At 50.4% G+C, this 238-nt stretch carries 1 protein-coding gene; it reads right to left on the reverse strand.

Features of this window, described 5'->3' with window-relative positions:
- The coding region (locus tag IQ282_RS00055) for a DUF7507 domain-containing protein (protein WP_194849918.1) at nucleotides 1-238 on the reverse strand (238 nt) is incomplete at both ends.

Here is a 238-nt window from a genome sequence, read left to right on the forward strand (position 1 = left end):
GTTCCCGTAGCTAACGCTTGGTTCCTTACCGTTCCCGCATCTATATCAGACTGCTGGATCGTGTAGGTTCCCGTAAACGTAGTACTGTCTACTCCACTTGGGCCTGGGGGTAGTGTAGCGATTGGACCACCTGATAAACTACCGTTCGGCGCTACCAACAATGGGTCACTAATCGTTATGTTGCTCAACGTAGTGGCTCCCGTATTGGTCACCGTAAAACTGTAACTGATCGTCTCAC

Origin of the sequence: Nonlabens antarcticus (genome assembly GCF_015356755.1) — a bacterium.
GTDB classification, from domain to species: domain Bacteria; phylum Bacteroidota; class Bacteroidia; order Flavobacteriales; family Flavobacteriaceae; genus Nonlabens; species Nonlabens antarcticus.